Origin of the sequence: Methylobacter svalbardensis, assembly GCF_037671525.1 — a bacterium.
GTDB classification, from domain to species: Bacteria; Pseudomonadota; Gammaproteobacteria; order Methylococcales; family Methylomonadaceae; genus Methylobacter_A; species Methylobacter_A svalbardensis.
In genome coordinates, this window is sequence record NZ_JAWPOH010000118.1 from 1 (window position 1) to 5,070 (window position 5,070).

The window sequence follows — 5,070 nt, forward strand, 5'->3', positions numbered from 1 at the left end:
ACCATCAAGGTAGGTGACATCTAATTGGCGTAGGCTATGGTCGCTCAGTTTCATAGAAAGGTTGTGTCAGAAATTTAGTCAGCAGTATGCTTGAATTAGCGTCAGTTTGCGAGAGGGGGGTGAACGCTTACAACAAATTCAAGTTCCTTCTTCTTTACCATTGGATGCCATTGATAATTTTAAAGAACTAAATTATGGATAAATCACTGATTTTCGAAGCATCAAAGAGCTTAAGGCTAAAAACCATTAATCTTTATGAAAGTAATTTAAAGCGCTTTAGAGACTTGGTCAATTCTGAAGAATTAGGGCAACAGACAAAGTTGTCCATAGAAAGTGAAACGCTTAATATTTCAGATTCAGAGCAACAAAATCAAACTTTCAGAGTCTATGTGGATTTAGGTGTCAGGATAGTAAGCACAACTATCAATAATAATGAACCAGAACCCATATTTCAGATTGAAGCTAAATTCCAATTGGATTATGAATTAACCGGAAGCGTTGAACAAAATGCACTAAAAGAATTTGCCAATTACAACGCAGTACATAATGTATGGCCATTTTGGCGGCAATATGTATTTAGTACAGCGAATCAAGCTGGTTTGCCTTGTCCTGAAGTCCCGTTGAATATTTCTTTACAAGATCTAGTAAATCTCGATTTATCGCTCCATTCAGGTCATTCAGAAATCTGAGCCAATATCGGCTAGACCAACCTCGTCACCGATCCCGTGGCGCTAGGAAATGCTCTCAATAGCTACACAATAGCCAAGTGGAACGATAGGTAGTTTGAGTTGGGTTAACTGAAAGTCCTATGTAATCTTTATTAAACTACTTTTTACGCGGATTGGCATGTTGTTATCCAGTTTGAGAGGATAACTTGCTAGTGGCTATATAGTGAAAAGTCGTGGTCAAACCACAAAACAAAAAACACATCTCTTTGACGATAACCAACCATAGGGTGAAGGCCCTTATATCTAAACACCAAGAGGTGATCAAGTTCATCAGTGATGAACCTCGGAATTGGAGCTTTTATTTGTGCTTTAGGGATTTTCTCAGTCCCTAACCCATGCTTGTCCAGTTGTTTTATTTGGTTCCATGTTAAAGACTTTCTGCGGAAAATAGCATCAGCAAACATGGCTTTATTTTCTTGGCTAAGAATAGATAAACAATACTTTCCTGGTTGAAGTTTTTCTAAGGAAAAAATTGGAGGTTTACTATCGTAATTAATTGGCTCTTGTGATTTAATTAAATCACCTTGTTTAGCCGCTGTGCCTATGATCCTGTTAGGCTTCTTTGCCATTTAATTAATTCTGGTTTTGAAATACTCGGTAATTTCAGTTAGAGGAATAGTTTCTGCATCAATTTCATGATTTAACCAAGGGCTTTCTTCATGTGTCATATTCCGTAGTTTCCATGCGGAATATTGACCGAATACCTCAAAAACTTCTTCAACTAATTCAATTTCTTCACTATTTAATGATGATCTATCAAAACCAACCGGCACTGGTATTCGGTTGCTACCATGTTGTTTGTAGGCATGATAAAGGTCAGGCACAACAGGCCCATGAGCCCACGCAGCAATATCATTATTAAATAAAGGCTTATTAAAAATTGCACTATAAAAACCTTGTGCGTAATATACTAACTTTTGCAATTTTAAATTTGAAATTCCATCCCCTTCATTTTTATCATCCAAATATAAGAAGCATTCGGCTATATCTTCAACTTTTGCCATGATCATCCCTATATTAAGTAATAAATATTTTAAATTCGATAATATTTTAACATAGCTTTTGTTAAAGTTCTTAAGCAATCATAATTTAATGCTGTAGCAATAAAACGTCGATCGTTCCTCGCTATGCTGCATTTTCTGCACGAAAACTACAGTAAAAACTACAGTGGTTCATAATACTTCATACGCCGTTTAATAACTTCTCACGCCCTTTGATGTATGCTATGCTATTGAATATAAGGATTTATAAGTAGTATGCAGATGTTTGACATAGATTAGAATCGAACTTTTAATGCGATGGTCGCGCGTTCGAATCGCGCACGACCCACCACCAAAGTACAAGTAAATCAAGCAGTTAACTCATCAGGGTGACTGCTTTTTTTATGCCTATCATTTCTCTTTCCGATTTTTTGACGATTAAGCAACTTTAACCAGCGTTAATTCTGGTCGATGCTTACCATCGCAAAGCAATTCAACACACTCAATCAGCCGGGTGATTTCAACCTTACTGTAATGCGTAGTGATGTGCCCTGAATGATGACCTAACAGATCCTCACGATCTTCAAGACTCACACCCGTCGCGCGTAAACGCATGCCGAACGTGTGTCTTAAATCGTGCACACGTACATCAACCAGATTGGCTGATGTACGTGCTTTTCGCCACGCCCTGTTATTCATCCTCTCCAACCGGTTACCTTTCAGATGAAATACAAACTCTGACTGGCCCCGATACCGATTCACAATTGCTCTTGCCGCAGAATTTAGCGGCACTATTCTTTCGTGATCGTTTTTTGCGCGCTCTTCGGTAATGATAAAGACGGTTTCCGACGTTCCAGAAATTTCTTTTTCATCCTTCCACTGTAATCCGCATATTTCCTGATCTCTCAAGCCGGTATGCAAGGCAAAAAGTGTCATATCAACCAAATACTGCGGCATACCCTTTATCAATCTGTCTTGCTCTGCAACCGATATGGGACGAGGTTTTCGTTTCGTTCCCTGAATAGGTGGCAGTAATGGCGCAGTATTGAGCCAAGGTCTACCTTGCTCATCACGCCACATTGCAGCGCAGAGTTTAAGTACTCTGCGGATGATTGCCATGTCTCGGTTTAACGTACCTGCTGAAATACCAGCTGCTTTTCTATCACGGATAAACCGATCCAGTGTTGCCGAATGGATTTTCTGTAAGGTACTTTCACCGATGTAGGGCATTACTACCTTCAATGTATCAATATCACGCTCAATAGACCGCTTATGTCCATACTCTTCAATGAATCGAGCGGCAGCCTCATCAAATGTTCGCTCTCTACGTTCGCCATATATTGATTCTTTACGGATTTCATGAACCCGCATAGCTAAGTAGCGTTCGGCTGCGTCGAGCTCCTTTTCGCCAGTGCTTTCTCGAAGTTTCCTGCCGGCAATTGTTTTGTCAATGTGCCAGATTTCGCCTTTTTTTCTAAGACCGGGTGTTGATTTTGCCATGATGTTTCCTCCATTGGCTTGCCCGGCTTTCCGTTCGCGGCTTTAAATGTATCAGCCCAGGCGTCTAAGTCAAGTCGATCGTAGAAAACAGCTCGGCCTTCACGGATTTCCGTGACATAAGGACGAACTTTTTCGTTAAATGTTGGCTCGCTCATCCCCAAATATGCTGGGGCGTCACGTTGTCTAATAAGTCGTGGTGTTATCATTGTTTCCGTATTAATATAAAAGTTCTCCTAAAAGAAGAACCGGTTAAGGAATATCATTGTTTCAACTAGAATTCTTTGAATATAAAAGAGCCCATCAAACAGCTTGAATTGAAGTTCGTGGACCGAACGATTTCTTTAGATCCATGAGTTGTTTACTGAAAATCTGCTATTTATGACAAATTGCTTATCCGAAAATCTGATGCGTACTGACATCAATTTCGTTAATGAGGGATTTTAGAGGTTTTTTTGGTATTACCTAGACGGTTTGGTCAATCCAACAGGCACAAAAAATATGGCAACAGCAAAATACGACAACGTGCTATACGAACAGACGAAAGCGTTAATAAATCTGGCCTTACCGATGGAATGGACTATAAGGGCACTTCAGATATCGCCACCATTCCAGGCATTGCGAACTATCGATATCAGGCTTCATGACTTCTGGCGACAAAATGAATTTAATGATGTTGAAATTATAGCTTTCGAGCTAAAGGATCATTCGTGGGATACCCTTCAGGTGGGCAGATTTTGCTCACGAGCTTACACCCAGGTATATAATCAAAAAGTATTAGATAGGATTCATAAAGGGATTAAAGAAGCTACAGGCTTGCTTGAAAAAGAGGTCTCAGAAATATCTTTACCCTCCATAGCAAAGGATTACCGTTATTGTGATTTGCTGAATGGCAACGATATTCCTAGACTACTAAATAAAATTCAATCTATAAAAGAGAATCTTGATAAGTTTGCTAAAGATGACTCAATCCCGTTTAGTGAGTTTGCAACCTTCGTTCGGGTGCCGACCAAAATATATAACGAGTCTTTAATAACCGACGGATCAGGTACCGAAAGTAATGGCCGTAGACTTGATCATGCAATCATGTTTAAAATTCGAACAGATGTTCAAATTAAAGATTTTCAAGGGATATTAGACGAATTTACCCTGGAGTACTGTAAGAAACGAATAAATTACTTAGGAAATCATCCTGAAGTACGCTTTGATGATTTACCAACGAAACTTATAACCGACGTTTTTAGTAGAAAAATGTTTGATGCTCCTAATATTGTAGTTGATAGGCATGATGGCTTAATTGGCCATTTAGTAGGCTTGTATTATTGGGATTCTGTACAAAAGGACAAGAATATTAAAAGCAACGCTATCGAGGGCGAATTAAGAAATGACTTTAACGTAGAACGCGATCAAAGTACTATTCGCAAAGATTACAAAACAACAAGAAAGAAAATTGAGGACCTTATTTACGAAATGAAGGGAATAGGTTGTCCTCCCAGGTAAGATCGAAGGCGAGCAATTGAACAACCCTTAGAAGGCCGCCAACAAACGGCTCGTTTCAGCCTGCTTGGGCGCAGTCAGGCAAAACTACAGCCGCTATGCCCATCATGGCGATGACACGCTACGAAGGGGGATAACATTTCCAACATGATTTCAAACTCGATTGCCTAAATGCAAGATAGCCTAAGCACAGATGAGCTTAGGCTATCTTTGGTTCAAATTCTGGTATCTCGACTTACATGGCGAAAATTCGATGAAGCGTTGAAGGCGCTACCGAAAGCCAGTCGCGAGAATAAATTTGGCATGGCACACACTGCACTGCGTAAATTCAGGGCACTTTACCTCCTAGAAAAACAGCTCAAAGACTT

General features: G+C 39.7%; 6 protein-coding genes. 3 read left to right on the forward strand and 3 right to left on the reverse strand.

Annotation, left to right across the window (positions count from 1 at the left end):
• Nucleotides 1–194: 194 nt before the first annotated feature.
• A complete protein-coding gene (locus RW114_RS19730) occupies nt 195–689 on the forward strand; it encodes a hypothetical protein (protein ID WP_340124448.1) in 495 nt (164 codons plus the stop codon).
• A gap of 188 nt (nt 690–877) precedes the next feature.
• Here RW114_RS19730 and RW114_RS19735 read toward each other — a convergent pair whose 3' ends face one another.
• The 3 genes from RW114_RS19735 to RW114_RS19745 all read right to left on the reverse strand — a co-directional run bounded on the left by RW114_RS19735 (nt 878) and on the right by RW114_RS19745 (nt 3,208).
• Nucleotides 878–1,297: a hypothetical protein gene (locus RW114_RS19735; RefSeq protein ID WP_340124449.1), complete on the reverse strand. Its 420-nt coding sequence runs from the start codon at nt 1,295–1,297 to the stop codon at nt 878–880.
• A complete protein-coding gene (locus RW114_RS19740; RefSeq protein WP_340124450.1) occupies nt 1,298–1,732 on the reverse strand; it encodes a Panacea domain-containing protein in 435 nt (144 codons plus the stop codon).
• A gap of 414 nt (nt 1,733–2,146) precedes the next feature.
• On the reverse strand, nt 2,147–3,208 hold the full coding sequence (locus RW114_RS19745) for a tyrosine-type recombinase/integrase (protein ID WP_340124451.1): 1,062 nt from the start codon (nt 3,206–3,208) through the stop codon (nt 2,147–2,149).
• A 498-nt stretch (nt 3,209–3,706) separates the two neighbouring features.
• Here RW114_RS19745 and RW114_RS19750 point away from each other — a divergent pair, with 498 nt between their 5' ends.
• Together RW114_RS19750 and RW114_RS19755 are read left to right on the forward strand one after the other, a co-directional pair.
• Nucleotides 3,707–4,705, forward strand: coding sequence for a hypothetical protein (locus RW114_RS19750; protein WP_340124452.1), 999 nt, complete (start codon nt 3,707–3,709; stop codon nt 4,703–4,705).
• Nucleotides 4,706–4,873: 168 nt separating this feature from the next.
• A partial coding sequence (locus tag RW114_RS19755) for a hypothetical protein (protein ID WP_340124453.1) occupies nt 4,874–5,070 on the forward strand: 197 nt, incomplete at its 3' end.

Excerpts from the sequence above, each read along its gene's own strand:
- RW114_RS19735 (WP_340124449.1), bottom strand. The coding sequence starts at position 1,297 with ATGGCAAAGAAGCCTAACAGGATCATAGGCACAGCGGCTAAACAAGGT.
- RW114_RS19730 (WP_340124448.1), top strand. The coding sequence starts at position 195 with ATGGATAAATCACTGATTTTCGAAGCATCAAAGAGCTTAAGGCTAAAA.
- RW114_RS19740 (WP_340124450.1), bottom strand. The coding sequence starts at position 1,732 with ATGGCAAAAGTTGAAGATATAGCCGAATGCTTCTTATATTTGGATGAT.
- RW114_RS19745 (WP_340124451.1), bottom strand. The coding sequence starts at position 3,208 with ATGGCAAAATCAACACCCGGTCTTAGAAAAAAAGGCGAAATCTGGCAC.
- RW114_RS19750 (WP_340124452.1), top strand. The coding sequence starts at position 3,707 with ATGGCAACAGCAAAATACGACAACGTGCTATACGAACAGACGAAAGCG.